General features: G+C 67.9%; 25 protein-coding genes and 1 pseudogene. 17 read left to right on the top strand and 9 right to left on the bottom strand.

What is annotated here, in order from left to right:
* The first annotated feature begins 38 nt into the window (after positions 1 to 38).
* The 4 genes and pseudogenes from U5918_RS06700 (at position 39) to U5918_RS06685 (ending at position 4,307) form a co-directional block, all read left to right on the top strand.
* Positions 39 to 1,208, top strand: coding sequence for a thiolase C-terminal domain-containing protein (locus U5918_RS06700; RefSeq protein ID WP_336000395.1), 1,170 nt, complete (start codon positions 39 to 41; stop codon positions 1,206 to 1,208).
* A complete protein-coding gene (locus U5918_RS06695) occupies positions 1,205 to 1,702 on the top strand; it encodes a Zn-ribbon domain-containing OB-fold protein (RefSeq protein ID WP_336000394.1) in 498 nt (165 codons plus the stop codon). Before U5918_RS06700 ends, U5918_RS06695 begins: the two co-directional genes overlap by 4 nt.
* Before the next feature lie 124 nt (positions 1,703 to 1,826).
* Positions 1,827 to 3,011 (top strand): pyridoxal phosphate-dependent aminotransferase, encoded by a 1,185-nt coding sequence (locus tag U5918_RS06690; protein WP_336000392.1) that lies wholly within the window; start codon positions 1,827 to 1,829, stop codon positions 3,009 to 3,011.
* Between the two features lie 606 nt (positions 3,012 to 3,617).
* Positions 3,618 to 4,307, top strand: a pseudogene (locus U5918_RS06685) (IS6 family transposase).
* A gap of 166 nt (positions 4,308 to 4,473) precedes the next feature.
* On the opposite strand, the gene U5918_RS06680 reads toward U5918_RS06685, so the two are convergent.
* On the bottom strand, positions 4,474 to 4,809 hold the full coding sequence (locus U5918_RS06680) for a DUF2892 domain-containing protein (RefSeq protein ID WP_336000391.1): 336 nt from the start codon (positions 4,807 to 4,809) through the stop codon (positions 4,474 to 4,476).
* A gap of 318 nt (positions 4,810 to 5,127) precedes the next feature.
* Here U5918_RS06680 and U5918_RS06675 point away from each other — a divergent pair, with 318 nt between their 5' ends.
* The 4 genes from U5918_RS06675 (at position 5,128) to U5918_RS06660 (ending at position 7,401) form a co-directional block, all read left to right on the top strand.
* The gene (locus tag U5918_RS06675; RefSeq protein ID WP_336000390.1) at positions 5,128 to 5,505 is read left to right on the top strand and encodes a YybH family protein; all 378 of its coding nucleotides are present in this window, start codon (positions 5,128 to 5,130) and stop codon (positions 5,503 to 5,505) included.
* Positions 5,506 to 5,644: 139 nt separating this feature from the next.
* Positions 5,645 to 6,046: a PPOX class F420-dependent oxidoreductase gene (locus tag U5918_RS06670; protein ID WP_336000389.1), complete on the top strand. Its 402-nt coding sequence runs from the start codon at positions 5,645 to 5,647 to the stop codon at positions 6,044 to 6,046.
* A 261-nt stretch (positions 6,047 to 6,307) separates the two neighbouring features.
* Positions 6,308 to 6,973, top strand: coding sequence for a hypothetical protein (locus U5918_RS06665; protein ID WP_336000387.1), 666 nt, complete (start codon positions 6,308 to 6,310; stop codon positions 6,971 to 6,973).
* Positions 6,974 to 7,062: 89 nt separating this feature from the next.
* Positions 7,063 to 7,401, top strand: coding sequence for a DsrE family protein (locus U5918_RS06660; RefSeq protein ID WP_336000385.1), 339 nt, complete (start codon positions 7,063 to 7,065; stop codon positions 7,399 to 7,401).
* A 35-nt stretch (positions 7,402 to 7,436) separates the two neighbouring features.
* Here U5918_RS06660 and U5918_RS06655 read toward each other — a convergent pair whose 3' ends face one another.
* A complete protein-coding gene (locus U5918_RS06655) occupies positions 7,437 to 7,754 on the bottom strand; it encodes a DUF8152 family protein (RefSeq protein WP_336000384.1) in 318 nt (105 codons plus the stop codon).
* A gap of 128 nt (positions 7,755 to 7,882) precedes the next feature.
* On the opposite strand from U5918_RS06655, the gene U5918_RS06650 reads away from it, so the two are divergent.
* On the top strand, positions 7,883 to 8,077 hold the full coding sequence (locus U5918_RS06650) for a cold-shock protein (RefSeq protein WP_077205918.1): 195 nt from the start codon (positions 7,883 to 7,885) through the stop codon (positions 8,075 to 8,077).
* Between the two features lie 63 nt (positions 8,078 to 8,140).
* Here the strand turns inward: U5918_RS06650 and U5918_RS06645 are convergent, their stop codons facing one another.
* Positions 8,141 to 8,887, bottom strand: a complete 747-nt coding sequence (locus tag U5918_RS06645) for a DUF429 domain-containing protein (RefSeq protein ID WP_336000382.1) — start codon at positions 8,885 to 8,887, stop codon at positions 8,141 to 8,143.
* A 115-nt stretch (positions 8,888 to 9,002) separates the two neighbouring features.
* On the opposite strand from U5918_RS06645, the gene U5918_RS06640 reads away from it, so the two are divergent.
* Positions 9,003 to 9,350, top strand: a complete 348-nt coding sequence (locus U5918_RS06640) for a cupin domain-containing protein (RefSeq protein ID WP_336000380.1) — start codon at positions 9,003 to 9,005, stop codon at positions 9,348 to 9,350.
* Here the strand turns inward: U5918_RS06640 and U5918_RS06635 are convergent, their stop codons facing one another.
* Complete coding sequence (locus tag U5918_RS06635) at positions 9,351 to 10,202, bottom strand: aldo/keto reductase (RefSeq protein WP_336000378.1); 852 nt, start codon at positions 10,200 to 10,202, stop codon at positions 9,351 to 9,353.
* Positions 10,203 to 10,354: 152 nt separating this feature from the next.
* On the opposite strand from U5918_RS06635, the gene U5918_RS06630 reads away from it, so the two are divergent.
* Positions 10,355 to 10,486, top strand: a complete 132-nt coding sequence (locus tag U5918_RS06630) for a hypothetical protein (protein WP_336000376.1) — start codon at positions 10,355 to 10,357, stop codon at positions 10,484 to 10,486.
* A 90-nt stretch (positions 10,487 to 10,576) separates the two neighbouring features.
* Positions 10,577 to 12,655: an Eco57I restriction-modification methylase domain-containing protein gene (locus tag U5918_RS06625; protein WP_336000374.1), complete on the top strand. Its 2,079-nt coding sequence runs from the start codon at positions 10,577 to 10,579 to the stop codon at positions 12,653 to 12,655.
* Here the strand turns inward: U5918_RS06625 and U5918_RS06620 are convergent.
* A complete protein-coding gene (locus tag U5918_RS06620) occupies positions 12,641 to 13,639 on the bottom strand; it encodes a glutathione S-transferase family protein (RefSeq protein WP_336000372.1) in 999 nt (332 codons plus the stop codon). The genes U5918_RS06625 and U5918_RS06620 overlap by 15 nt on opposite strands.
* 84 nt (positions 13,640 to 13,723) lie before the next feature.
* Positions 13,724 to 13,936 (bottom strand): hypothetical protein, encoded by a 213-nt coding sequence (locus U5918_RS06615; protein WP_336000371.1) that lies wholly within the window; start codon positions 13,934 to 13,936, stop codon positions 13,724 to 13,726.
* A 132-nt stretch (positions 13,937 to 14,068) separates the two neighbouring features.
* Between U5918_RS06615 and U5918_RS06610 the strand changes: the two genes are divergently transcribed.
* Positions 14,069 to 14,599 (top strand): 50S ribosomal protein L16, encoded by a 531-nt coding sequence (locus U5918_RS06610; RefSeq protein WP_336000370.1) that lies wholly within the window; start codon positions 14,069 to 14,071, stop codon positions 14,597 to 14,599.
* A gap of 153 nt (positions 14,600 to 14,752) precedes the next feature.
* On the opposite strand, the gene U5918_RS06605 is transcribed toward U5918_RS06610, so the two are convergent.
* Both U5918_RS06605 and coxB read right to left on the bottom strand, forming a co-directional pair.
* Complete coding sequence (locus tag U5918_RS06605; RefSeq protein ID WP_336000368.1) at positions 14,753 to 15,343, bottom strand: 50S ribosomal protein L15e; 591 nt, start codon at positions 15,341 to 15,343, stop codon at positions 14,753 to 14,755.
* Positions 15,344 to 15,734: 391 nt separating this feature from the next.
* Positions 15,735 to 16,502 (bottom strand): cytochrome c oxidase subunit II, encoded by a 768-nt coding sequence (coxB, locus tag U5918_RS06600; protein ID WP_336000367.1) that lies wholly within the window; start codon positions 16,500 to 16,502, stop codon positions 15,735 to 15,737.
* A gap of 156 nt (positions 16,503 to 16,658) precedes the next feature.
* On the opposite strand from coxB, the gene U5918_RS06595 reads away from it, so the two are divergent.
* Together U5918_RS06595 and U5918_RS06590 are read left to right on the top strand one after the other, a co-directional pair.
* Entirely contained in the window at positions 16,659 to 18,923 is a 2,265-nt protein-coding gene (locus tag U5918_RS06595; RefSeq protein WP_336000365.1) for a DUF6789 family protein, read from the top strand.
* Positions 18,916 to 19,443, top strand: a complete 528-nt coding sequence (locus tag U5918_RS06590; RefSeq protein ID WP_336000364.1) for a DUF7979 domain-containing protein — start codon at positions 18,916 to 18,918, stop codon at positions 19,441 to 19,443. The genes U5918_RS06595 and U5918_RS06590 overlap by 8 nt, the downstream gene beginning before the upstream one ends.
* Here the strand turns inward: U5918_RS06590 and U5918_RS06585 are convergent, their stop codons facing one another.
* Positions 19,444 to 20,253 (bottom strand): cytochrome c oxidase subunit 3, encoded by an 810-nt coding sequence (locus U5918_RS06585; RefSeq protein ID WP_336000363.1) that lies wholly within the window; start codon positions 20,251 to 20,253, stop codon positions 19,444 to 19,446.
* A 101-nt stretch (positions 20,254 to 20,354) separates the two neighbouring features.
* Between U5918_RS06585 and U5918_RS06580 the strand changes: the two genes are divergently transcribed.
* Both U5918_RS06580 and U5918_RS06575 read left to right on the top strand, forming a co-directional pair.
* Positions 20,355 to 22,196 (top strand): SLC13 family permease, encoded by a 1,842-nt coding sequence (locus U5918_RS06580; RefSeq protein ID WP_336000361.1) that lies wholly within the window; start codon positions 20,355 to 20,357, stop codon positions 22,194 to 22,196.
* A 197-nt stretch (positions 22,197 to 22,393) separates the two neighbouring features.
* Positions 22,394 to 24,307 carry a beta-CASP ribonuclease aCPSF1 gene (locus U5918_RS06575; RefSeq protein ID WP_336000360.1) on the top strand — a complete coding sequence of 638 codons (1,914 nt, stop codon included), beginning with the start codon at positions 22,394 to 22,396 and terminating at the stop codon, positions 24,305 to 24,307.
* Positions 24,308 to 24,537: the final 230 nt, after the last annotated feature.

Here is a 24,537-nt window from a genome sequence, read left to right as displayed (position 1 = left end):
GAGAAGGTCTATTAGCGACCGGGCCGAAGTCGGCGAACATGACGACGCCCATGATCGCGGCGGTCGGTGCACCGCCGGTCGAGACGTCCGACCTCCCGGGACGGGACATGTTCTCGGTCGCACTCGCGGAGGCTTTCGACGGGTTGCCCGATCCAGCGGACCTGGTCGAGGCAGTGTACGTCGGCGCACAGTCCGAGCGATACGAACATCAGATCATGCAGGGATCGGTGCTCGCGGAGTGGGCGGGGCTGCGCAACGTGCCCGCCGAGCGCGTCGAAGCCTGTGCCGCTGCGGGCGCGCTCGCGCTCCGCCACGCGGTCAAGGACGTGCGGACGGGCGAACACGACGCCGTCCTCGCCTGCGGCCTCGAGAAGATGTCCGCCGGTGGCACCGGCGGCGCGACCGAGTCGCTCTCGGCGGCGTTCGACCGACCGATCGAACAGCGCTCGGGCGCGACCGCGCCCAGCCAGTACGCGTTGCTGGCCCGCCGGTACCTCCACGAGACCGACGCGACCGAGCGCGACCTCGCCGCCATCGCCGTCAAGAACCACGACAACGCGCTGGCGAACCCGCGTGCGCAGTTCCGGAAGGAAGTCGCCATCGAGGACGTCCTCGAGTCGCCACCGGTGGCCCAACCGCTGAAACGCTACGACTGTGCCCCCGTCGGGGACGGTGCGGCGGTTGCCCTCGTGACCACGCCCGAACTCGCCGCCGATCTGGACGCGCCGGCGGTCGCCGTGACCGGCACCGGTGCGGCCGCAGGCGGCATCGGCGTCGCCGAGAAAGACATGACCCACCTCGAAGGCGCCCAGGCCGCCGTCGAGACGGCCTACGACGAGGCGGGCGTCACGGCCGCGGACGTCGACGTCGCCGAAGTCCACGACGCGTTCACCGTCTCCGAGGCGCTACTCGCGGAGGCCGCCGGGTTCGCGCCACCGGGGACCGGCTACCAGAGCCACCGACCCCAGACCGAGCGCGCCGACGGCTGGACCGACGTCACGCTCTCGACGAGCGGCGGACTGAAGGCCCGGGGGCACCCCGTCGGTGCGACCGGCCTCTACCAGGCGATCGAGGCCTACGAACAGCTCACCGGTGAGGCGGGCGACCGATCGGTGGCCGACGCCGACACGGCGTTGCTGATCAACGAGGGTGGCCTCGCCGACGCGATGACGGTCTCGCACGTCCTCGAAGCGGAGGTGGCAGAATGACGGGTGATCGTGGCCGGGACGAGACGGGCACGGAGGGCGATTCCAGTTCGACCGACGGCGGGGTCGGTCCCGGCGAACTCGACGCCGACAGCCCGCTGACGCTGCCGGGTTTTTTCGACGCACTCGCCGACGGCGACCTCCTCGGCGGCGTCTGTGGCGACTGCGGCGAGGTGCTCTTGCCACCTCGGCCGGCCTGCTACGCCTGTGGGAGCCGGGACGTGTCGGTCCGCGAACAGCCTCGCGAGGGCGAGGTCTACAGTTACACCGAGGTGCACACGCCGCCGCCGGCGTTCGAAGACGACGCGCCCTACACCCTCGCGGTGGTCGAACTCGCCTCCGGCGGTCGGCTGTTCGGCCGCGTCGACGCCGACTATGCGGACGTGTCCATCGGCGATCGGGTCAGGCTCACGACCCGCGAACCGACCGAGGCCGAGTTGTCAGCTGCAGTGTCCTACGAGCGCGAGTGGCCGCTGCACGTCTTCGAGCCCAGGTGACCGACGGCGGCGGGCAGTCCCGTCCCGTGCTGTCGGTACGCCGTGGCGACGACGTTCGTAGCCACGGTGACGTATCGAGACCGTGTGGATCGACTTATTACCCCACCGGGCATCGCTCCTGGATATGGTCGCAACTGACGAACAGTCGAAACGGATCACGGAGCGGGCACGGTCGGTCGAACACTCGGCGATCCGGGACATGTTCGAACGGGCCGCCGAGTACGAAGATAGGGACCTCGTCCACCTGGAGATCGGCGAACCGGACTTCGACACGCCCACCCACGTGGTCGAGGACGCGATGGCGGCTGCGGAGGCCGGGGGGACACACTACACCTCCTCGGCCGGAATGCCGGAGCTACGGGAAGCGATCGCCGACCGGACCGGCGCGGACGGCCAGTTCGATCCCGAGACGCAGATCACCGTTACGACCGGCGGCATGGAGGCGCTGTACCTCACGCTACAGGCGATCGCCGGACCTGGTGACGAGGTCGTCGTCCCCACGCCCGGGTGGCCCAACTACTTCACGCAGATTCGTCTCGCCGGCGCGGAGCCTGTCGAGGTGGCGCTTCCGGCCGAGGACGGCTTCGACCTGGAGCCCGACCGCGTCGCCGAGCAGATCGGCGAGGACACGGCGGCTGTCGTCCTCTCGTCCCCGTGCAATCCGACGGGTCGCGTCTTCTCGCAGGATGCCGTCACGGAGGTCGTGGAGGCCGCGGCGGCCCACGACTGCTACGTCGTCGCCGACGAAGTGTACGACCGCATCACCTACGGCGATCACCCCACCGGCATCGCCACGTATACTGAGTACGACGACGTCATCACGATCAACTCCGTCTCGAAGACCTACGCGATGACGGGCTGGCGGATCGGCTGGCTCGCCGGACCGGCCGACGTCGCGGACGCGACCGCGAAGGTCCACGGGTACACCTCGGCGTGCGCCCCCAGCGTCTCCCAGCACGCCGCCGTCGCCGCCCTGACCGGTCCCCAGGAGCCGGCCGAGCGGATGGCCGAGGCCTTCGCCGAGCGCCGGAACTACGTCGTCGACCGACTCGCCGAAATCCCCGAGATCGCGGCCCCCACACCCGAAGGTGCCATCTACGCGTTCCTCGACGTCGAAGCGCTGTCCGGCACCAGCGTCGAGATCGCCAGGCGACTCCTCGACGAGTACGGCGTCGTCACCGCCCCTGGCGAGGGCTTCGGCGACGCCGGAAGCGGCTACCTCCGGATCAGCTTCGCCAACAGTCGGGATCGGATCGAACTCGGTTTCGACCGCATCGAGGCCATGATCGAAGACGAACTCCGAGTGTAGCCTCCCCGGTCGTACTCATCCCGATCGGCCCGTCGATTCCGACGTGGTCGAACTCAGCCGCCACGTGACACTCGGAATCCATACGAAGCAAATTGATACTATCTATTCTAGTATACCTTTTGCCGCCGTTCGTCCGCCGACCGATCGGGAGTCTTTGGTAACCGTAGTAATGGCAATTTAGTACTATACTACGAACGGGTGAGCAGTCGATGGCTGCAGTTAAAGCTTTGAGACCCGCTCAATTCAGGTCGGGGATTAGCCCACGCCAGATAGACTTGTGTATTATTTCCATTATTGGTGATTATCGACTTCGAGATTGCTCCCGCCCACGTCGCCAATCCTCTCACACTCTTACTATCCGGTATTCACCGTTTTCAGCGACTTTCTGAGACGTTTCTCGGTTCGCGTGGACATTCGAACCGCCGAACTACTCGCGTCCTACAGTATCTCGTTTTGACAGTGCCTTCGTACGTATATTTACATGGAAATGATAGAACAGTACCTGCGTGACGATTCCGTTACCAGCTGCGTTCCCGCTTTGACTCCGTGCGGAGGGCGGTTTTCAGATACGGATGAATAGCGAGGCGGTGTGTTTTCTACGTGTCCATGCCCGAAAACAAACGCCTCGGCGGTTTATCGACCAGATCGACGTAGAGTTTGTTGAACGCGAGGCGACACCGTGACTGCTGATGAAACTCGGTATTCAGCTGCATCTCGCCGGACTCTCACTTTCGAATACCGTTTCGATTCTCGAGGTATTCGGTGTCGAGCGAGCGCGATCCACCGTGCATAATTGGGTTCACGAGGCAGATCTACAGCCCGAAACTGGGTGTAGTCCGGATCATGTTGCTGTTGACGAGACCGTGATTCGACGCAACGACGAGCAATATTGGCTGTACGCTGCGGTCGATCTCGACACGAACGAATTACTAGATACAACGCTTGAACCGACCAGAACAAACGGTATCGCTCGCCCATTTTTGCCGAACTTCGCGAGAAACACGACGTTGACGACGTCCTTAGAACGCTTTGCGTTCTAATGGGCTGCACGAGAACTCTGTTCTCGTGAAGGCCGTGTTTCTCGTCGATGGCGCGGCACCGCTGGAAGACGCCTGCCAGCGACACGGCCTCGATTTCAGATACGAACGCCATGGAAACCGGAATGCCGTCGAACATATCATCCGTGAGGCAAAACGTCGTACCTCCTCGTTCGCAAACTGTTTCAGCAACGCCGAGCGAGACACAGCTGACGACTGGATCCAATCGTTCGCCTTCGCATGGAATCAACTACTCTGAACACTACCCCGCGAGCGGAGCGAATTCTTTCGGAAGCTCACTATCCGGGAGGCGGCATACGTCTGCAGGTGCTCGACGCCCGAGGGCCAGCGTGGAGCCAACCGTGTGGCGACACGTCGACGGACGTTCTCCCGACGGACCCGTGATCGGAACGGGCGTCGGTCACTCACGCGGGCGCTTCGAGACAGGCCTCGTGGACGGTCTCGTCGTTCTCGTTCGGCTGACGGCGTTGCCCCGGGACGATGGGTTCACCACACATCGCACAGCGAAGCTGTCCGGACTCTGTCGTCGACTCCGTACCGAGACCCGCCGCAAAGGATTCCGTGACGTCGCCGGACTCGGTCGCCGTGGCGTACCCGAGCGCTACCGCACCGAGTCCCGCCAGCCCGCCACGCAGGCGCTTGCCCTTCCGAAGCGACAGGAGCGCGTACACCGCCAGGCCGACGGCGAGGAGTGCGCGAGTGAGCCGGTTACGGTCGCCGAGATACTGTGGCAGTTCCATACCCTCACTTCGTGTTCCGTGCCCTTGTACTCGTCCGTCCACCGGAGCGGAACTGGCCGGCGCCATCCAGGCAGTGACTGACGATCCCGGCCGTCGGTTTCGGTGGTCGACTCTCGGCCGTTCCACCGTCGTCGCCGCGACCGGAACTCGGACCGGGTGCGCACTCGACTGAGGACCGCTGCTCCAGGTACACGATCCGGGGAGCGGAATCCCGGATTCACTCGGATTCGCGCCCCGACCACCGCTGCCGTTCCCCGTCAAAGCGCCACTGCCGGCCCCGACGGACAGAACCTTCACCGGCGGGGACGTGTTGGGAGTATGGATACCGAACGGGCGGTCCGCGAGTTCGTCCACGACTACGCCGAAACCTTCTCAGACGGCGACCCCGAAGCCATCGCCGCGCACTTCCACGAACCGGCGCTGCTGGTGGCGGAGAGGGTTCACATGCTCGAAAGCCGGGACGCCGTCGCGGACCTCTTCGGGGCCATCCTCGACTCGCTGGAAGAGCGGGGGTACGCGTATTCGGAGGCCGAGGAAGTCGACGTCGAGGTCGTCGCCGACGACAGGGCCCGCGTTCGGGTCGACTGGGTGCGGTACACGGGCGACGACGCGGTGCTCGAACGCCTGGTCACGACCCACGTCTTCCGGCGGACCGGGGATGGCTGGAAGATGATCGTACTCCTGCCACACGACTGAGCCCCCCGCTCTCGTCCTCGCTGAAAGCCGGCATCCGCTCACCGGTCGATCGATGACCGGGAGCAGCCGTGCCGATCTGCGATCGACGCGTTCCCCGTCCGAGAGTACGTTTACAACCCCCCGTTACGATTAGGCGCCAATGGAGCGAATCTCAGACCAGTTCGTCGAACTGTTCGAGAGTACCGCCCACGGCGTCATCGCGACGCTCAATCCCGACGGGTCCCCCCAGCAGTCGGTCGTGTGGGTGGACCACGACGGCGACCGCATCCTCGTAAACACCGCTCGGGGCCGCCGGAAGGTGAAGAACGTAGAGCGCGACCCACGGGTCGACGTGCTCGTGACCGACCCCGACGACCCCGGACGATACGTGGAGGTACGCGGGGAGTGCGTGGCGATCACCGAGGAGGGCGCAGACGAACACGACGACAAACTCTGGCGTCGGTACAAAGACCGCGGGAAACCGGAGGGTCTCCACGCGGATCTGACCCGGGTGATACTGGAGATCGAACCCCGACGAGTCGTAGAGCGCAGTCCGGACTGAGCGCGGGCGAGTCGCCTGCGGACTCGCCCGCGGCTGACATCACGTCGTGTCCGGTCCGGAACGGCCAGGAGGGTCGCACGCCCGGACTCACAAGCAGCGGTTCAAATCCGAGGCCGCACGTTCCTGCGAACGACGTGTGGTGCCACTGAAACGACGCCGAGCGGATTCTGCACCACGCGCTCAGCGGTGATCGTCACCGCGCTCGGCTGCCCAAGTCGGGGTCAACCGTTATATCATCCGGCTTTGATGTGGCAGGTACAAATGAAAGCGGGAGTGCTCGGCGTTGTCGATGGCTCGTTCGACGCGATCAACTCGGTCACGGAGACGGTCACCGAGGACGATCACGACCTGGAGCGGTGTCTCGTGATCGATCGCGTGTTTTCGCTCTCGGGCGGGGAGGTGGCCTTCGCCGGCCGCGGCGCGGCAGACGTGCTCGCGGACCGGACTCGGGCGTCGATCGACGGCGGGGAGATCACCGTCACCGACCGTGAGGAGACGGTGACGCGCCACACCGAGTTCGTCGGCGTCCCCGGCGAGTTCGTCGTGGTCGGCAGCGGCGACGGAACCTTCGCGTTCGACCTCATCGGCGCGGAGACCGGCACCGACGTGTCCCGGGCGACGGTGGACCTCGACGGTTTCTTCGACCGCAAGGACGGCGCGACGCCGTGGAAAGCGGGGTTCTACGGCACCGGTGACGACGCCGTCAACGGCACCGTCCACGGCGCGGACCTCCGGACCGACTACGACCTCGAGGCCATCCTCGAAGAGTCGACGCTCAACCAGCTCGGACTGTCCCACGCCTACGGGGACGCGCAGGTGAAGATGACTGCCTCCCGGAGTGGCTACGTCGAGGTCTACCGCCCGACGGAGTTCGACTCGACCAGCTACCTCGAGTACGTCCTCGACGAGATCATCCCCCACGTCTGACCCCGACCAGTCGGTTGCTCGACGATCGTCGCCCCCGGCCGGGATGTGCAGGCAGCACGCATTCCCCCATCGAGAGCGGATGGTGAGCCATGCGAACAGTGGTCCACCTAGTCTCCGGCGACGAGGGCGAACAGGAGACCGGCCTCGCGATCGCTCGCAACCTCCTCGACGACGAGTCGGGTAGCATCGACGACGTCGCCATCGTCGTCCAGGCCGGTGGGGTGCAGTCGATCGTGGCCGACGGCGAGAACGCCGAGACGGTACGGGCGCTGCTCGACGACGACGTCGCGGTCAGCGCCTGCTCGAACACGCTCGAGATGATGGACATGGACGAATCGGACCTCGTCGAGGGCGTCGAGACCGTCCCCGAGGGCGCCGTCGAGGTGACTCGCCTTCAGGACGAGGGCTACGCCTACCTGCGACCATAAACTCATCAACCAGCTTCACGAACGCCCGACCGCTCCTACGCGTCGTCGGCCCGAGCGATCAGTTCCTCTGCGATCGCCGACGCCGCGTCGAGGTGCCGGACGGCGTCGGCGTTGGCGGGATCACCCGCGTTCTCCAGGAGCCGCCGCACCTGTCGGGCTCGCTTCTCGACTGCCCGGTCGGGGGCCGTCCCGTCGGCCACGTCGGCGGCCGCGGCCTGCGCTTCGCCGAGCCACCGGTTCGCTGTGGGATCGATCGGCAACTGCTCGGTCGCGGCCAGGTGGGCGTGGAGCGCAGCGGCGAGCTCGCTCCGGTCCATCGTCCCCGGATCGACGTCGTCGGTGTCTTCCGGCACGCCTCGTCCTTCGAGGCCGGGCGCCGTAGTACTGGCCCTCGACGTCGACGGCGGCATATTACCCTCGAAGGCACGGTACTTGCTGTCTCGGAAGGGTTATAAGAGTCGCTCGCATGTGTTCAAGAGCAATGGCAAACGGTACGGTTGATTTCTTCAACGACACAGGCGGTTACGGTTTCATCGACACAGAGGACGCGGACGAGGACGTATTCTTCCACATGGAAGACGTCGGCGGCCCGGACCTCGAAGAGGGACAGGAAGTCGAATTCGACATCGAGCAGGCCGACAAGGGTCCGCGGGCGACCAACGTCACCCGCCTGTAATCTGTCGACAGCGTTCTTCATTTATCAGGCTCTGAGCGACAGCGCTGCCGATCGCTCGCGCGCTTACGCCTCCTCGAGCGGCGTCTCCGCCCGGTAGACCGTCCCCAGCGGGAGCCCCGTCGGGTCCGTCGGGGGGTCCGCCGGGAGCCGCCGGAGCGAACCGGGGCCGGGACGGGCGGTGTACCCCAGCGCCACCGCGTCGAGCACGTCGCGGACGCTGACGGCGTGGCCCGCAGTGGCCTCGGCGGCTTCCTGCACGACCGGCGGCGCGTCCCGGTCGAACGTCGCCAGCGCACGCATCCGTTCGGCGTAGCCCGCGGCGGTGTCTGGATCTTCTTCCAATGTCGTCCCGGCGAAAGCCCGGAAACAGACCTCCGGGTCCGCCTCCACGAACACCGGTCGGGCCGCCGACACCTCCTGCAGGAGGTCGTCGAGCGCGACGATCGCGTCGCTTCGCTCGAAGGCCGGCCGCGAGAGTTCGCGCCCGGTCTTGCGTTCCATGACCCGTGCGGCCGCCGGATAGCGCCGTTTCCGCGCCGCCTCCCGGACCGGCGGGTCGACGACGGCCTCGGCCCGCGGCCCGAGGACCGCACGGGCCGCGGCATCGGCCGGCCGTGGTCCGTCACCCGCCTCGCGGAGGCCGATCGGGACGTCGACCAGGATCGACTCGGCGATCTCCTCGTAGCGCGCCCAGACGCTGCCGATCTCCGGGAACACGTCGGCGTGGTCGAACCCGTCCGCGGCGAAGGCGACCGCCAGCCACTCGCCGTCGGTCTCGACGACACCGAGGTACCGCCTCTCCTCGGTCATTACTCGGAGAGAGCGGCCGAGCGCCCAAAAATCACCGGGGGCCGTCTGACGCCTGGCATGCGGTCCGACGCTTCGAATCGAAGGCTACTCCGACCGCCCGGCCGAATCGCCGGTCATGGAACGCGTGGACTTCGACGCGGCCGAGACGTACGAACCCGACGCGGGCTGGCGGCGCGTCGCCCTCGCCGGCAGCGACGACGCCAGCCTGGAGTGGTTCGAGAAACCGCCGGGGCACTCCTCGCCGATGCACGACCACGAGAACGGCCAGGTCTGTCTCGTCCTCGCCGGCGAACTCACAGTTCACACCGAGGACGACGCGGCGACCCTGGAACAGTACGACTCGGTGTATCTCGAACCCTGGGAGTCCCACCGCGTCGAGAACACGGGCGAGGAGACCGCGGTGGGCCTCGATATCTTCACGCCCGGGCGCTCCTTCGACTTCTGGACCGACCGCGAGGAGTGATCACTCGCCGATCCGGGCGAGTTCCTCGTCGGTCAACCTGATCTCGGTGGCAGCGACGTTCTCCTCGAGGTGCTCGACGCTCGAGGTCCCCGGGATCGGCAGAGTCACCGGCGAGTGCTGCAGGTGCCAGGCCAGCGTGACCTGCTCGGGGGTGGCGTCGCGCTCTTCCGCGACGTCCGCGATCACGTCCGCCTTCTCGTCGAGTTCGCCGCCGCCGAGCGGGAACCACGGGATGAAGCCGATGCCGTACTCCTCGCAGGCGTCCAGCACTCTCGCCGAGCCCCTATCGCCCTCCCTGTCGCCGGGGTTGTACTCGTTCTGGACGGTCGCCACGTCCACCACGTCGCGGGCGGTCTCCAGTTGCTCGACGTCGACGTTGCTCAGGCCGACGTGGCGGACCAGCCCCTCGTCTTTCAGTTCGGCGAAGGCTTCGACCGACTCCTCGAAGGGCGTGTCCGGGTCGGGCCGGTGGAACTGGTAGAGGTCGATCTCGTCGACGCCCAGTCGATCCAGACTCACGAGCACCTGGTTGCGAATATAGTCCGGGTCGCCGTGGGGGAGCCAGTCGCCGTCGCGGTTGCGCAGGAGGCCGGCCTTCGTCGCGACCGCGACGTCCTCGGTCACGCCGGCCTCGCGGATGAGCCGCTCGCTGACGCCCGGCCCGTAGGAGTCGGCCGTGTCGACGAAGTCGACGCCGAGTTCGACCGCGCGCTGGACGACCGCGCGGGCCCGCCCCTCGTCTGCGGGCGGGCCGACGATCCCCTCACCGCAGAGGCGCATCGCCCCGAATCCGAGCCGGTGGACGGTCAGTTCGCCGCCGACGTCGAAGGTGTCGCTGCGGTTCTCGATCATGCGTCCCCTGCGGTCGCGACCCGGAAAGATGTTGGCTCGAATCTTTAATTGCGCCGCGAGAGATGGATACGTTTATATCGAATGAACGTTCGTGATAGACTACGGCGACGATCGGTGGGGCTGGGGGGTCCCGTCCGTCGCCGGGAGTATCCATGACACGACGCTACACGGACGCCGAGAACACGGGGGCGCCGGTCGTTCCGCTGGTCGCGGAACGACCCGAGACAGGGAGCCGGACTGACCACGACGAACAGGTGCTGAGTCACCGCACCCCGCGGGCCTGACGACGCGTTCCTGCCGACGACGAGGTGTCGCTCCCGCGACTCACGGATCGCTGTGAGCTATATGCAGCTGGAGCACGACACACGGTAACGATGTCCGAGCAGCCGACCGAGGCGCTCGACGCGCGGGTCGCGGCCGTCGCCGACGCCGCGGGCGACCGGTCCCGGCCCGACTGGCTCGCGACGGCCACCGACGCCGCGGCGGTTCGCCAGCGACTCGCGAACCTCGCCGAGACGATTGCTACAGACGACGTGGCCGACGGCTACCAGCGCTCGCTCTCCGCCGAGCGCCGCCGCGCCGACGGCCACTTCGTCACCGATCCGGTCGTCGCGACGGCGCTCTGTCGCTGGGCGATCCGGCCGCGGCCGGACGACCGTCCGCCGCGCGTCCTCGACCCGGCGGTCGGGAGCGGCGCCTTCCCCGTCGCCGCTACGCGCCGACTCGCCGCCCTCCACCCGGAGCTGTCGCCGGCCGACCGGCTCCGGCGGGTCGTCGGCGTCGACACCGACCCGGTCGCGCTCTCGCTGTCCGCCCACCGCCTGCTCGACGCGACCGACGCGGGCCCGGACGCCCGCTGTCGCCTCTACGAGACGGACTTCTTCGCCGTCGAGCCCGACGCCGACCGCTCGGTCGCGGTGACCGACGAGGGCGTGGTCGCCGGCCGCTTCGACGCCGTCGTCGCCAATCCGCCCTACGTCCGCCAGGAGGACGCCGACGTCGACCGCCTCCGGGCGCACCTCGCTTCGTTCGGCCCCGACGGCGACCGCCCCTACCGCGACGGCGACCGCGCGCTGAGCCGGCGCAGCGACGCCTACGTCTACTTCGTGACCCACGCCACCCGCTTCCTCCGCGACGGGGGCCGCCTGGCCGTCGTCGTCCCGAACAAGTGGCTCACCACGCGATACGGGGCCACCTTCCAGCGGTTCATCTTCGACCACTACCGGCTCGCCGCCGTCGTCGGCTTCGGCGCACCGGTGTTCGACGACGCCGTCGTCGACGCCGTCCTCCTCCTGGCCGAGCGATGCGCCGACCCCGACCGCCGCCGAGCCAGCCCTGCTCGGTTCGTCCGCCTCGACGAGCAGGTCTCGGTCTCCCGCCTGCTCGACCTGATCGAGGGCGCGGACGCGACGGCCCGCGACGACGGCCTGACCAGCCACAGGACCGACGACGCCCGTCGCGTCACCGTCCGACAGGAGCGACTCGCCGACCGCGAGTCCGCGAAACTCGCCCCCTATCTGGACGCCCCGGCACCGATCATCCGCCTGCTCGCCAACGACTCGCTCGTCCCGCTGGGCGAGCGCTGCACCGTCCACCGCGGGATCATGACCGGCGCGAACGACTTCTTCTTCCTCGACGCCGACGGCCGCGCCGCGGCCATCGACGACCGCTTTCTCGCCCCGGCCATCAAGAGCATCCGCGACGTCGACGGCCGGGTCGTCACCGCCGCCGACACCGACCGGTACCTGCTTGACGTCCACGACTACGTGGTCGAGGTGCTGGAAGAGCGCGACTCCGACGATCCGGCCCATGCCGTCCGGGCGGCGCTCGAACGGGACGGATACGACGCCCTCGCCGACTACGTGGCGTGGGGCGAGCGCCGGGGATTCCACGAACGAACGTCCTGTGCGGCCCGGCGCGTCTGGTTCGACCTCGGCGACCGCTCGGCGCCCGACGTGTTCGTCCCGAAGTTCTTCGACGAGCGAGTGCCGGTGATCGCCAACCCCGACGGCCTGCTGGCGAGCAACGCCGTCGACTGCCTCCGCGTCGACGACCCGCCCCAGGACCGCTCGATTGGCTCCGGCGAACTGGAGCGGGCGACGCTGGGCGTGCTCAACGCGACCGTCACCGCCGCGATTCTGGAGTGCTGGGGCCGCAGCGAGGGCGGCGGCGCCCTCCAGGTGATGACCTACGAACTGGAGACGCTCCCGATCCCCGACCCGCTGGCGTTCGACGCCGACACCCGCAGCGAGGTCGTCGCCGCGACGGACGATCTGCTGGCGGGCGAGTCCGCCGCGCACGACCGCCTGGACCGACTGGTTCTGGCGGCCATCGATTCGGGCCTCGGGGTCGATGCGTGTCGACGCCTCAGAACGGAGATGGTCGAGCGCCGCGTCGAGTCGGACCAATGTGGCGCCGCCCCGCTGGTCCGCGAGGACTCAGGCCAGCGGTAGCAGGTCCTCGGGCGGCGCCCCCGGCAACTCGTCGCGGTCGTGTTCGGCGTCGAAGTCCAGATCGGGACCGACGGCGACGATTCCCGAGGGGGTCACGTCCGGGTGGGTCGTGTAGTAGTGCTCCTTGATGTGGTCCATGTCCACGGTCTCTGCGATGCCCGGCGTCTGGTAGAGGTCGCGCAGATACGGCCAGAGATTGTCGTACTCGTGGATGTGCCGCTTGTTGCACATGAAGTGGGTGTGGTAGACCTCGTCGAACCGGACGAGAGTCGTGAACATGCAGACGTCCGCCTCGGTCAGGCGGTCGCCGGCGAGGTAGCGCTGCTCGCCGAGCACCTCGTCCCAGTGATCGAGTGCGTCGAACAGGTCGGCGACTGCGTCGTCGTAGGCCGACTGGCTCTTCGCGAACCCGGCGCGGTAGACGCCGTTGTTGATCGGTTCGTAGATCTCCTCGATGATCCGGTCGACCGCCTCGCGGTAGCCCTCCGGATAGAGGTCCACGTTCCGGTCCGCGACCGACCCCATCTCGGTGTCGAGCATCCGCAGGATCTCCGCGGACTCGTTGTTGACGATCGTCCCTTCCTGTTTGTCCCACAGAACCGGCACCGTCACGCGGCCCGTGGCCTCCGGGTCGGCCTCGACGTAGGCCTCCCGCAGGTAGTCGAACCCGTTGATCGAGTCGGGGGTGCAGCCCTCCTTTTCGGGCGTGAACTGCCAGCCGTCCTCGGCGCGGTAGGGGTCGACCACGTCCACCGTGATCGCGTCTTCGAGTCCCTTGAGCGCCCGCACCAGCAGCGTCCGGTGGGCCCACGGGCACGCGTAGGAGACGTAGAGGTGATAGCGGCCGGCCTCGGCGGGGAACCGCGCGTCCGGATCGTCCTGAATGCGGTCCCGGAAGGTCGTGGTGCCCCGCTCGAACTCGCCCTCCTCGTTGGTGGATTCGTACGCTTCCGTCTGCCACTCGCCGTCGACGAGTTGATTCATAGGACACAGTTGGGACTCCGGGCCCAAAAGCGAGGCAGTAATATCGGTGTAACCGGGCGGATTCCCGGTCGGTCTCACCGGTCGTTACGCGGTCGAGGCGTCGTGGCAGTTGGGGTTCTTCGCCCCGACCACGTCCGCGCCGTTCTCACAGCCCGGGACGGCGTGGCCGGCCGGGTTGTGCGCGACGGCCTCGCCCGCGGCCCCGATCGTCAGGAGCACGACGAGCAGCCCGGCGAGCAGGATCTTCTGGGAGTGCTGTGCGACGACGCCGTACGCGTCGAACCGTGTCGGTGCCATGCGATCGATCCTTGTCCGGTTAATTTACTAAAATATTCCGTTCGAACTAACGGCCGGCGCGCCGGGGGCCGGCGACGGAACAGTTCGACGGGTTTTTGTACGCGCTTGGCCTCGGATCTGCCAAGAGAATCTATGTCGGACAAGCCTGCCTCGATGTACCGGGAAATCGACAAGCCGTCGTACACCCGCCGCGAGTACATCACCGGCATTCCCGGTTCGAAAGTCGCACAGCACAAGATGGGAGACAAACAGGCAAACGCCGAGGACTACCCCGTCCAGATCAGCCTCAGCGTGGAGGAAGAGGTCCAGATCCGCCACGGCTCGCTCGAGGCCTCCCGCCTGTCGGCCAACCGCTACCTGATCCAGGAGCTCGGCGAGAAGAACTACAAGATGGTCCTGCGGAAGTTCCCCCACCAGGTCATCCGGGAGAACAAGCAGGCGACCGGTGCAGGTGCGGACCGTGTCTCCGACGGGATGCGCCAGTCCTTCGGGAAGATCGTCGGCACCGCCGCCCGCATCCAGAAGGGCGAGCGCCTCTTCACGGCCTACTGCGACGTCGACCAGGCCGAGGAAGTCAAGGAGGCCTTCCGCCGCGCGTACAACAAGATCTCGCCGCCGTGCCGCATCACGGTCGAACGCGGCGAGGAACTGCTGATCGCCTGAGGCGGGCCCCACTTTTCCGATTTTCCGGTCGTCGAGAGCCGTCTCTCTGTCCACCGTCGTCGAGATCCGATTTCCGCCGTCGATCGACGCAGCGGCCGCTCCGTGTCGGATCGAATCGCATTCGAGCAAAAAATCGCGTCGCCGGCGGCCGCGTTACTTCGCGCGGCCGGTGCCGCCGTGGTTGCTCGGGCGGTTGTGCTCGGTGCCCTTGCCCTTCTTGTCGAGGCCGCGGTTGGACTGACCCGCGCTGGTCAGGCCGCGGTAGGCCCGCCCGCGCTGGTCGTCCTCGCAGATCCAGTTGAGGTCGTCGTCGTTCTCGATCGCCGGGTGTTCGGGGTCGAGCAGGATGACCTCGAACCACTTCTGTCGGCCGTCCTGGCCGACGGCGTAGGAGTTGAGCACGCGCAGGTTCCGGTACTTCCGGGTGGCGCGCTCCTCGGCGACCCGCTGGAGGTTCTTCCGGCGGGTGACGCGGGTCACGCCCTGGCGCTTCGAGCGCCGGCCGGCCGTGAACCGCTGCTTGCGCGCGCCACCCTTGCGGATGCTGGCGCGGACGACCACGACGCCCTGCTTGGCCTTGTAGCCGAGCGAGCGGGCCTTGTCGAGTCGGGTCGGCCGCTCGATGCGCTCGAGCGCGCCCTGGTCGCGCCACTCCTGCTGGCGCTGCCACTGTAGTTCCGCGAGCTGTCCGTCGTCTGGGTTCTCCCACGCTTCCTTGATGTGGGAGTAGAAGCTTCGTGTCATGGGCTATCACCACGGGCGTCGAGTGGTTCAATTCCCCGTCGGGGAATCACATCCCGTCCTGTGGGCGATAGCGAGGTCTCGGACCTCGGTGCCGGCAGGTGCCCGCTGGTGCCCGTCGACCAGCGAGTTACTCCCTCCTTTCCCGGTCCCGGGGTTAAACACTTCGAACTCCGCCGTTCGGCCGTGACCGCGGGCCGTCGCCTCGAGCGCCAGTCACTGTCGATACCGACTCGGGGAGCGGTCGAAACTCCGAGTCCGCCTGGTCGATCCGTCGAGCACGGTCCGCCCGGACGATTTGCTATAGCGACATGTGGTTTCGATACGGCTGGGGACCGGTCACCGGATGCCGTTCTCGAGGCCGGCTGTGGCGTCGAATCCGGACGGAAGCGCCTCAGTTCCTCGGCTCGGGGGCCGCCGTCACGTTGGATTCGCCCTCGTGGCTCGCGAGCCAGTCCTCGTAGGCCGACTGCGAGAGGACGACCACGTCCGCGCGCATCCGCGAGTGGCCCACGCCGCAGAGCTCCGTACAGTAGCCCCGGTAGGTCCCCGTCTGTGTCGGTCGCGTCCGGATCCTCGTGTACTGGCCGGGGAAGGCGTCCTGCTTGACCCCGAGGTCGGGGACGTACAGGGAGTGAATCACGTCCGCCGAGGAGAGCCTGAGGACCGCGTCCCGCTCGGCCGGGAGTACGAGGAGGCCGCGCGTCGTCACGTTCGACGCCGGATACTCGAACTCCCAGTCGTACCGGTAGGCCAGGCCGCGGACGACGACGGCGTCCCCCTCGGCCGCGGACCCGTCCGCGGCGTCGATCGACTGCGCGCCCGCGCCCGGTGAGAGATAGGGCGTCCCGAGGACGACGTACGCGGAGACGCCGACGAACAGCAGGATGATCCCCGTCGCGGCCGTCCAGGTGATCTCCAGGTTCGGCGAGTCGATCGTCGGCCGGGGGTCCGGATTGTTCCGGAACCGGATCACGGCGTAGAGGAGGATCACCTCGACGAACACCGCGAGCGGCAGCGCGACGTACAGCAACTGCGTGTTCAGCTCCCGGATCAGGTTCCGGTTGACCGACTGGGCGGCCGCTGGCGTCGCACAGAGCAGCGCGAGCGCCAGCAGACTCGCGAGGGCGAACGCGGTGCGCCTGACTGCAGGGGACCCCATCGACTGAGGCGTCCACGTCGACTCCCAAAAGCTTCCGCCGACCTCTCGAACCGGACAGAGGTCAGCGCTGCGACCGGTCTGAGGCTTTTTGGCCGTGTCCGTGGACCACCCGTCCATGCCAGCCCGCCCAGTCGCCCCTCCCTCCCGTTCGGACCAATGAATCGGGCGCTCGTCGAGTTCGGCGCGCTCTGTGCGCTCGCCGTCCTCCTCGTCGGGTTCGTCGCCGTCGCCCGTCGGGCCGGCGGCCCCCGCGCCGACGGTGGGTACCGCCAGCGCAGCTCGCTGCTCGACCCGTCCGTCCTCCGGGCGGGCGTCGTCAGGTGGACGACCACCACCGACCACAGGGACGTCGGCCTGCTCTACATCGCCTTCGGCACGCTGGCCGCGCTGTGGGGCGGCGTCGACGCGATGATGATGCGGACGGAGCTGCTCACCCCCGCCGCCGACGTCTGGTCGGAGGCGACCTACAACGCCCTCTTTACCACGCACGGGATCACGATGCTGTTTTTCTTCGTCACGCCGGTCTTCTTCGGCATCGGGAACTACTTCCTCCCGCTCTTGATCGGCGCCGACGACATGGCCTTCCCCCGGGTCAACGCGATCGGGTTCTGGCTCCTCCCGCCGGCGCTCCTGATCACCCGGGCCGGCCTCCCCTCGCAGGTCGCCGCACAGGTGCTGGGCGCACTGGTCGAAGGGCCACTGGTCGACTTTTTCGCCGCGCTGGAGGAGCCAGGGATCGGCTGGACCCTCTACACGCCCCTCTCGACCGTGACGGCGAACCCCCAGATCGACCTGGTCCTGCTGGGCCTGCACCTCTCGGGCATCGCGACCACCGTCGGCGCGATCAACTTCGTCGTGACCGTCTTCTACGAGCGCGGGCCGGACACCGACTGGGCAACCCTCGACATCTTCTCCTGGACCATGCTCACGACCAGCGGGATCGTCCTCTTCGCCTTCCCCTTGCTCGGCAGCGCCCTGCTCATGCTGCTGGCAGACCGCAACCTCGGGACCACCTTCTTCACCGTCGGCGGCGGCGACCCGATCCTCTGGCAACACCTGTTCTGGTTCTTCGGCCATCCCGAGGTGTACATCCTCTTTCTGCCCGCTACCGGCCTGATGAGCTTGATCCTCCCCAAGATGGTCGGTCGCGCGCTCTTTGGCTTTCGCTACATCGTCTACTCCACCCTGGCGATCGGCGTCCTCTCCTTCGGCGTCTGGGCCCACCACATGTTCACGACGAGCATGAATCCGCGACTCTCCGCCTCCTTCATGGCCGTCTCCGTCGCCATCGCCGTCCCCTCGGCGATCAAGGTGTTCAACTGGATCACGACCATCTGGGACGGCCGCCTCCGCATGGCCGCGCCCGGCCTGCTCTGTATCGGTTCCATCGGCACCTTCGTCGTCGGAGGCGTCACCGGCGTCTTCCTGGCCGCCGTCCCAGTCGACATCTTCTACCACGGCACCTACTACATCGTCGGTCACTTCCACCTCATCACCGTCGGCATCATCCCGATGATGATGATCGCGGCCTCCTACTACTGGTACCCGCTCATCACCCGCCGGTGGTACGACCGCCGGCTGGCGCGCTTCCAGGTCGGCCTCCTCGTGGTCGGGTCGGTCGTCACCTTCGGCATCCTGCTGGCCCTTGGCTTCCAGTCGCTCCCCCGCCGGTACGCCAACTACCCGGCCGCCTTCGCGCCGCTCCAGCAGGTCGCGACCGTCGGCTCGTACGTGATCGGCCTCTCGGCGATCCTCTGGCTCTACAACATGATCTGGTCGTACTGGAACGGCGACCCGATCGACGACGCCGACGTCTGGGACCTCAAGGAGACCGGCCAGTTCACCGCGGAGTGGCAGTGGCTCGAAGGCCGCCTCGAACGCGAGTACAACGTCACCCCGACCGAACCCGAGTCGGTCCGCCCCGCCTCCACCACCGATCCCGAGCGCGGGAGTCCGCACGTCCTGGCCGACCCCCGCGGCCTCGTCCGATCGGTGCTCGACGACACGCTCTACGGGGCGATCGGCGGCCTGCTGGGCACGCTCGCAATGTCTGGCGTGCTGTTCACCGCGGCCTTCATCGGCGTCTTCGACGTGGCGGCGTTCGCCGAACTCGCCGGGCTGGTCGGCCTGCGCGAGAGTGCACTCGCCGGCTACCTGCTCTTCATCGTCGGCGGCGTCACGACCTGGGCCATCCTCTTCCGGGCCATCGCGGAGTTCCTCCCCGGCCAGGTGCTCGTCGTCTCCGGGCTCTCCTACGCGACGATCATGTCCACCGGGTTCATGATCGCCTTCTACACCGGTCAGTCCGGGCTGGAACTCGTCGGCTACCTCGGGTTCGTCCTCGTGGCGCACTGGCTCTACGGCCTCGGGCTGGCGGGGACGATCCGCTACGCCGAATACCGCCGGACGGTGGGTGAGTGACGTGCGCGCGGCCTTCCTGACCTACGGCGTCCCGTTCGTCGGCTCGGTCCTCCTCGCGGTCGGCATCGCCGGGGGCGTCATGGGCGGCTACGCCCTCTTCCAGGAGCAGACCGACCGCTGCGGGCAGCCCGAACTCTCGGTCGCAAGCGCCGAGGAGACCGAGCGCGTCCGCGAGGGGTTCACCCCCGCTGGCGGCCCGAACGTCCCCCGGCTGCGGTTTGCGGACCTCTCCCCCGCCGAACGTCGAGCGGTCGAGGCCGGCATCGAAGACCCCGATACCGAGGGTACGGTCGAGGGCTCCTTCCCCAATCGCGACGCCTTCCGGCGCGGCGTCCTCGTCGTCGCCGAGAACGAGACCCGGTACGTGACCCTCGCGACCGACGACCGGTGTCCGCAGGTCAGCCCGCTCCTCCTCCCGCTCGGGCTGGCCGCTGGGCTGCTCGGCGTCGTGGGCGTCCTCACCCCGCCGCTGTACCGGCGCTATCTCGCCTTCGAGCGTCGCCAGCGCGAGGATGGTTGATCACAGCGTCGCGCCGGCGTAGAGGACGACCACCAGGAAGAGCCAGACCCCGTCGACGAAGTGCCAGTACAGCGACGTCGTCGCGATCGAGGTGTCCCACTCGGCGTCGTAGTCGCCCCGGAGCGCCCGCCCGAACGCGAGTCCCAGGAGCACGACGCCGAGGAAGACGTGGAAGCCGTGCAGGCCAGTCAGCCCGTAGAAGGCGCTGCCGAGCACGCCCGTCTGCAGGGAAAAGCCCTCCGCGACGAGCAGTTCGTAGTACTCGACGGCCTGCCCCACGAGGAAGATCACGCCGAGCGCGACGGTGACTCCCAGGAGGCCGACGAACCGGCGGCGGTTCCCGTGTTCGAGGCCCTCGTGGGCGAAGTGTAATGTGAAACTGCTCGCCACGAGGATCGCGGTGTTCAGGAGGACGAGCGACCCGAGCAGGTGGGGCAACTCGCTGGGCGGCCACGCGCTCAGCCGGACGAAGAAGTAGTAGACGAAGCCCGCGCCGAACGTCGCCACGTCCGTCCCGAGAAAGAGGATCGTCGCCAGCCGGTAGATCGCCCCCCGGTCTCCCGGGCCGGGATGACCGAAGAACGCCTCGACGACCCAGCCGGCCAGGCCGACGCAGAGCCCGACGAAACCGAGGACTGCCATGCCCGCACCGATCGCCCGCGGCGCGACGCCCGTCCGCGCCGTGAGGACGTAGAGCGCGACGCCGGCGTACAGCGCACCCGCGCCCATCGCCGCGACGAACGGCCACCGGCTCCGGTGTTCGCCCTCCTCGTGACCGCCGTGGTCGGTCCCGGTCGCAGTCTCGACCATGGCACCCGTTCCACGTCCCGCCTGAAAACGCTCCGGTCGGTCGCGGCTTCGGTCGGCGGCCGAAGGCAACAGTCAAGGATCCGACCCGAGTGGGATCTGACATGCCGATCTTCGAGGTGTCGGGCGTCCTGGTCGTCTTCGCGCTCATCCTCGCGGTGCTCGTCGCCTTCCTCACCGAGGTCGTCCCGAACGACGTCACCGCGATCAGCGTCGTCGCGGCGCTCGTCGTCCTCGAGCCCTGGACCGGCGTGGGCGCCCGCACCGCGATCTCCGGGTTCGCGAACCCCGCGACGGTCACCATCATCGCGATGTACATGCTCAGCGCCGGCGTGCAGGAGACCGGGATCGTCGAACGCCTCGGCGTCTACCTGGCCGACTTCGTCGACGGCGAGGAGTACCGCGCGCTCGTCGCGACGGTCTGCACGACCGGTCCCATCGCCGGTTTCGTGAACAACACGCCCGTCGTCGCCGTCTTCGTCCCGATGGTGACCGACCTCGCGGAGAACACGAACCTGAGCCCGTCGAAGCTCCTCTTGCCGCTCTCCTACGCCGCGATCCTCGGCGGGACGCTCACGCTCATCGGGACGTCGACGAACATCCTCGCCAGCGACTTCGCCCGGCTCCTCATCGACGGCCGCGACGGGATCGGGATGTTCGAGTTCACTGCCCTCGGCGCCGTCCTGCTGATCGTCGGGCTCACCTACCTCCTGACCGTCGGTTGGCGACTGACGCCCGCGCGGGTCCCCGTGGACGGCGACTCGGTGTCCGAGTTCGACCTCGACGACTACCTCACCGTCGTGCAGGTGCGGCCGTCCTCCCCGGGCGTCGGCCTCACCGTCGAGGCGTTCGACGACGCCCATCCGAGCGTACGCATCCTGCAGGCGCGCCGCGACGGCGAAGCATACGCGGGGCCCCACTCCGACCGACTCGTCGAGGCCGGGGACAGGCTCGTGGTCCACGGCTCGGTGGAGACGGTCGACCGGTTCTGCGACGAGGCTGACCTCGCACAGCGTGGCCGACAGTCCGTGACCGAGGACACCTTCGATACGGCGGAGACGGACGGCACCCTCGCGAAGGCCGTCGTCCCGGACCACTCCCGGTACGTGGGCGCGACGGTCGGAGAGGCGGGGTTCCACGACTTCCACGAGACGACGGTGCTCGCCGTCCGCCGCGGCGGCGACCTCTACCGGACGGACCTCGCGGACCGGACCCTCGAGGCCGGCGACCTGCTGCTGGTGCGGACCACCCCGGCGGCCATCGACTACTTCACCGACACGGGCGACCTCGTCGTCGCGGACGAACGCGCCGTGGACGGGTTCGCGTCGAAGCCGGCCGCCGAGATCGCACCCCTCTCGGAGAAGACGCCGGTCGCGATCGCGATCCTCGCGGGCGTCGTCGGGCTGGCGGCCATCGACGGGCTCCCCATCGTGATCGCGGCGCTGGGTGGCGTCGTCGCGATGGTCGTCACCGGCTGTCTGACCACCGCCGACGCCTACGACGCGGTCTCGTGGAACGTCATCTTCCTCCTGGCCGGCGTCATCCCGCTCGGCCTGGCGCTCGAGTCCACGGGCGGTGCCGCGGTCGTCTCGGAGTTCCTCGTGTCGACGGGCGACCTCCTCCCCCCGGTCGGCGTGCTCTTCGTCCTCTACCTCGTCGCGGGACTGCTGGCGAGCGTCATCACGCCCGTGGCGACGGCGGTGTTGATGATCCCGGTCGGGATCGACGCCGCCGCCCGCCTCGGGGCCAACGAGTTCGCGTTCCTGCTCGCGGTGATGTTCGCCTCCGCGACCTCGTTCATGACGCCCGTCGGCTACCAGACGAATCTGATGGTGTACGGCCCCGGCGGCTACAAATTCACCGACTTCCTTCGGGTCGGCGGCCCGCTGCAGCTCCTGCTCGCAGTCGTCGCCACGGCCGGCATCGTCCTCGGCTGGGGGCTCTGAGCGGTCCCGTCGACCGAGACCCGCGACGGCGCGCACGCCGAGCGCGGGACGCCGGGAACAGAACACATATAAGCGACGGCTGGAATGCCTAAGCAGATTGCGGCGAACGGTTTCGTTCTCCCGCAGACGCGGTTATCTCGACGCGACCCACAGCACATGCCTATTCGACGACTTCCACGCGACGCGACCGAGAGCACATGAGTACGAACGAATCCGAGTTCGATGACCTTCGACAGCAGATCGCGGCGGAGATACCCGACGACCTGTCGGTCGCCCGGGTCACCTACGAGGGGCCGAAACTGGTCCTCTACACGGACACGCCCCGCAAGTTCGCCGACGCCGACGGGGTCATCCCGAAGCTGGCGAGCACGCTCCGCAAGCGGATCACCGTCCGCCCGACCCAGGGGAGCCGAACCGACCAGGAGACCGCCCGGACCCAGTTGCTCGAACTCCTGCCCGAGGAGGCCGGCGTCAACAACCTCGAGTTCTACCCCGAGACGGGCGAGGTGCTGATCGAGGCCGAAAAGCCCGGCCTCGTCATCGGACGGCGCGCGAGCAAACTCGACGAGATCACCCGGGAGATCGGCTGGACGCCGGAGGTCCTCCGGACGCCACCGATGGAGTCCTCGACCGTCGCCAACGTCCGGAACTTCCTCGTCCAGGAACGCGCCGAGCGCCGCGAACTGCTCGAAGACATCGGTGCGGACATCTACGGCCATTCGGCGGACGACCCCGAGTGGGTCCGGATCACCACCCTCGGCTGCTGCCGTGAGGTCGGCCGGGCCGCCTTCATCCTGAGTACGGCCAACACCCGGATTCTCGTCGACTGCGGGGACAAACCGGGCGCCGAGGGCGAGGTCCCCTACCTCCAGATGGAGGAGGCGAACCCCATCGCCGACCTGGACGCGGTGGTGCTCACCCACGCCCACCTCGACCACAGCGCCCTGCTCCCGCTCCTCTTCAAGTACGGCTACGACGGCCCGATCTACACCACCGCGCCCACGCGTGACCTGATGGGCCTCCTGCAACTGGACTACCTCGACGTCGCCGCCAAGCAGGGCCGCACCCCGCCCTACGAGAGCGAGATGGTCCGGGAGACGCTCAAGCACACGATCCCGATCGACTACGGCGACGTGACCGACATCGCGCCGGACGTCAAGCTCACGATGCACAACGCCGGGCACATCCTCGGCAGCGCCGTCTCGCACTTCCACATCGGCAACGGGATGCACAACGTCGTCTTCTCCGGCGACATTCACTACGACGATACCCGACTTTTCAACGGCGCCGAGAACGATTTCCCGCGCGTCGAGACGCTGATCATGGAGTCGACGTACGGTCGGAAGGGCGATTACCAGACCGACCAGGAGGACTCGGAACGCAAGCTCTGTCAGTTGATCTCGGAGACCCACGACCGGGGCGGGAAGGTCGTCATCCCCGCCTTCGCGGTGGGGCGCTCCCAGGAGATGATGCTGGTGCTCGAAGAGGCCATGCGCGAGGGGCGGGTGCCCGAGATGCCGGTCTACCTCGACGGGATGATCCGGGAGGCGACGGCGATCCACACCGCCTACCCCGAGTTCCTCCGAGACGGCCTCACCGACCGGATCCTCCACCAGGACGACAACCCGTTCCTGGCCGAGCAGTTCCAGCAGGTCGACGGCGGCGCCGAGATGCGCGAGGAGATCGCGAGCGAGGGGCCCTGCGTCATCCTCTCGACCTCGGGGATGGTCACCGGTGGCCCGATCATGTCCTGGCTGGAACTGCTCGCGCACGACCCCGAAAACCGGATGATCTTCGTCGGCTACCAGGCCGAGGGGACGCTCGGCCGCCAGATCCAGGGCGGCAACCGCGAGATCACGCTGAACGACGGCCGGGGCGGGCCGGACCGCCTCGAACTGCAACTCGACGTCGAGTCGGTCAGCGGTTTCTCCGGCCACGCCGACCGCAACGGCCTGCTGAACTTCGTGCGCACGATGAACCCGCGGCCCCACGAGGTGCTCTGCGTCCACGGCGACGAGACGGCAACCGACCAGTTCTCCTCGGCGCTGTACCAGAAACTCGACTGCCGGACCTACGCCCCGAAGAACCTCGAGACGTTCCGCCTCGAGTGAGCGGCGGCGTCGGTCGGCGAGGTCGCTCGCAGGCGACCCGTCCGGGAGAAGGCTTTTACGGCCCTGCTGACTAGTCCTACCCAGTCGGGCGTTCGGTCCCGTCCTTTCTGCGCTCGCCGTTGGCCGCCGTCGCACCCGGTGGCACTGTGCTGAAAACGTACGTGCCGACCGTTTGTGCGCCGCTTCGCTGCCACCGGCCGCTCCGCCGGGACGTCGACGCGACCGCCCCC

The organism is Halorientalis sp. LT38, from assembly GCF_037031225.1.
Lineage (GTDB): Archaea > Halobacteriota > Halobacteria > Halobacteriales > Haloarculaceae > Halorientalis > Halorientalis halophila.
Note: the sequence above shows the minus strand (reverse complement) of the source record. Positions and strands in the feature narration are given on the sequence as shown.

Excerpts from the sequence above, each read along its gene's own strand:
- U5918_RS06700 (WP_336000395.1), top strand. The coding sequence starts at position 39 with ATGACGACGCCCATGATCGCGGCGGTCGGTGCACCGCCGGTCGAGACG.
- U5918_RS06695 (WP_336000394.1), top strand. The coding sequence starts at position 1,205 with ATGACGGGTGATCGTGGCCGGGACGAGACGGGCACGGAGGGCGATTCC.
- U5918_RS06690 (WP_336000392.1), top strand. The coding sequence starts at position 1,827 with ATGGTCGCAACTGACGAACAGTCGAAACGGATCACGGAGCGGGCACGG.
- U5918_RS06680 (WP_336000391.1), bottom strand. The coding sequence starts at position 4,809 with ATGGAACTGCCACAGTATCTCGGCGACCGTAACCGGCTCACTCGCGCA.
- U5918_RS06675 (WP_336000390.1), top strand. The coding sequence starts at position 5,128 with ATGGATACCGAACGGGCGGTCCGCGAGTTCGTCCACGACTACGCCGAA.
- U5918_RS06670 (WP_336000389.1), top strand. The coding sequence starts at position 5,645 with ATGGAGCGAATCTCAGACCAGTTCGTCGAACTGTTCGAGAGTACCGCC.
- U5918_RS06665 (WP_336000387.1), top strand. The coding sequence starts at position 6,308 with ATGAAAGCGGGAGTGCTCGGCGTTGTCGATGGCTCGTTCGACGCGATC.
- U5918_RS06660 (WP_336000385.1), top strand. The coding sequence starts at position 7,063 with ATGCGAACAGTGGTCCACCTAGTCTCCGGCGACGAGGGCGAACAGGAG.
- U5918_RS06650 (WP_077205918.1), top strand. The coding sequence starts at position 7,883 with ATGGCAAACGGTACGGTTGATTTCTTCAACGACACAGGCGGTTACGGT.
- U5918_RS06645 (WP_336000382.1), bottom strand. The coding sequence starts at position 8,887 with ATGACCGAGGAGAGGCGGTACCTCGGTGTCGTCGAGACCGACGGCGAG.
- U5918_RS06640 (WP_336000380.1), top strand. The coding sequence starts at position 9,003 with ATGGAACGCGTGGACTTCGACGCGGCCGAGACGTACGAACCCGACGCG.
- U5918_RS06635 (WP_336000378.1), bottom strand. The coding sequence starts at position 10,202 with ATGATCGAGAACCGCAGCGACACCTTCGACGTCGGCGGCGAACTGACC.
- U5918_RS06630 (WP_336000376.1), top strand. The coding sequence starts at position 10,355 with ATGACACGACGCTACACGGACGCCGAGAACACGGGGGCGCCGGTCGTT.
- U5918_RS06625 (WP_336000374.1), top strand. The coding sequence starts at position 10,577 with ATGTCCGAGCAGCCGACCGAGGCGCTCGACGCGCGGGTCGCGGCCGTC.
- U5918_RS06620 (WP_336000372.1), bottom strand. The coding sequence starts at position 13,639 with ATGAATCAACTCGTCGACGGCGAGTGGCAGACGGAAGCGTACGAATCC.
- U5918_RS06615 (WP_336000371.1), bottom strand. The coding sequence starts at position 13,936 with ATGGCACCGACACGGTTCGACGCGTACGGCGTCGTCGCACAGCACTCC.
- U5918_RS06610 (WP_336000370.1), top strand. The coding sequence starts at position 14,069 with ATGTCGGACAAGCCTGCCTCGATGTACCGGGAAATCGACAAGCCGTCG.
- U5918_RS06605 (WP_336000368.1), bottom strand. The coding sequence starts at position 15,343 with ATGACACGAAGCTTCTACTCCCACATCAAGGAAGCGTGGGAGAACCCA.
- coxB (WP_336000367.1), bottom strand. The coding sequence starts at position 16,502 with ATGGGGTCCCCTGCAGTCAGGCGCACCGCGTTCGCCCTCGCGAGTCTG.
- U5918_RS06595 (WP_336000365.1), top strand. The coding sequence starts at position 16,659 with ATGAATCGGGCGCTCGTCGAGTTCGGCGCGCTCTGTGCGCTCGCCGTC.
- U5918_RS06585 (WP_336000363.1), bottom strand. The coding sequence starts at position 20,253 with ATGGTCGAGACTGCGACCGGGACCGACCACGGCGGTCACGAGGAGGGC.
- U5918_RS06580 (WP_336000361.1), top strand. The coding sequence starts at position 20,355 with ATGCCGATCTTCGAGGTGTCGGGCGTCCTGGTCGTCTTCGCGCTCATC.
- U5918_RS06575 (WP_336000360.1), top strand. The coding sequence starts at position 22,394 with ATGAGTACGAACGAATCCGAGTTCGATGACCTTCGACAGCAGATCGCG.